Annotated in this window: 2 protein-coding genes; both read left to right on the top strand. The window is 32.8% G+C overall.

The window, feature by feature from the left end:
- The first annotated feature begins 164 nt into the window (after nucleotides 1–164).
- A complete protein-coding gene (locus GN138_RS15865; RefSeq protein WP_157364973.1) occupies nucleotides 165–326 on the top strand; it encodes a hypothetical protein in 162 nt (53 codons plus the stop codon).
- A gap of 53 nt (nucleotides 327–379) precedes the next feature.
- Nucleotides 380–847 carry a DUF6891 domain-containing protein gene (locus GN138_RS15860; RefSeq protein WP_157364972.1) on the top strand — a complete coding sequence of 156 codons (468 nt, stop codon included), beginning with the start codon at nucleotides 380–382 and terminating at the stop codon, nucleotides 845–847.
- Nucleotides 848–1,137: the final 290 nt, after the last annotated feature.

Genomic DNA, 1,137 nt, shown 5'->3' with positions numbered 1-1,137 from the left:
TGGTACAACAACGTGTATAGCTCATTGCGGCTGAATTCCTAATCGGAATTCATTGCAATTTGCTATCTTCGTTCTACGGCGGAAAATCCTCGCGGATTTCCCGCAACGAGCCATACACAAAACCGTTGTGTGTAATGCGAAAAAAACGTTGAACTTCAATAAAAATGAGACAAGAAATCAAAGACGAAGCAATAGAACAACTTGAAAAGGATATACTTTTTGGGTTTGAAAACGAAGATGATTTACTTGAAAGCATAAGTGAAATGTTTTACGATGAAAGTGATTTCGATGAAGAATGGTTAAAACAAGAAATCGATAGTCGATAAAAAAACATAAAGCTGATAGCTTAAAATGGGAAAAGCCAACTGATTTTGACAGATTGGTAAAATCCTTTGACGAACTGAATAAAAATAAGATTGTTTCTCTTCACAAAGCAGGTTACACGAAAAGCGACGGAGAAGATGACTGCTCTGAAATTATTACGGAACTGAAAGAAATCGGAATTAATGCTAAAGGATATTGCTATTATCATACACAGGATTTAGAAAGGGCAATTGGAAAAGAAAAAATGCTGTTTATCGGTTTTGACAGTTATAATCGTGATGATAAACTTGCGAAAGAAGTTGCCGAAAAAATAATTGCTGTTTTAACGGAAAATGGATTTAGTACGAAATGGAATGGTTCAATAGACACTCGGATTGAAATTCTAAATATAAATTGGAAAAAAGCAGTTGACAATATCGACTATAATTATGGTCGAGTATTTGAGATTATCGAAAAATACCATACACCAAAAAAGAGCAATAATGAGAACAAGGATAAAAAGCCATTTTGGAAAATATGGTAGAAAAAAGCACTACACACAACAATGTATAAAATTAATTGCTTGGTACTAGACTACTTACGAAAATCCTCGCGGATTTTCTATTCGGTTTTTATTTGCTAAATTAGTTACTTAAACAACGCAACTAATCTTATACGAGACCGTTGTGGTTAATTTACACAAACCAAGCTCTATTCAATAACTTAACGCAACAAATCTAAAATTATAGATTTGTTATAATGAAAGTAAAAAAGCATAGACGACTTACCCTAAAAGAAAGAATCCAAATTGAGACTCTTTTAAACGAAAATAGA

This window comes from Winogradskyella endarachnes, assembly GCF_009741275.1.
GTDB classification, from domain to species: Bacteria; Bacteroidota; Bacteroidia; order Flavobacteriales; family Flavobacteriaceae; genus Winogradskyella; species Winogradskyella endarachnes.
The sequence above is the reverse complement of the archived record's forward strand: the minus strand, read 5'-3'. Positions and strand labels throughout refer to the sequence as shown.

Bases quoted from the DNA above. Each gene is read 5' to 3' on its own strand.
- GN138_RS15865 (WP_157364973.1), top strand. From the start codon at position 165: ATGAGACAAGAAATCAAAGACGAAGCAATAGAACAACTTGAAAAGGAT.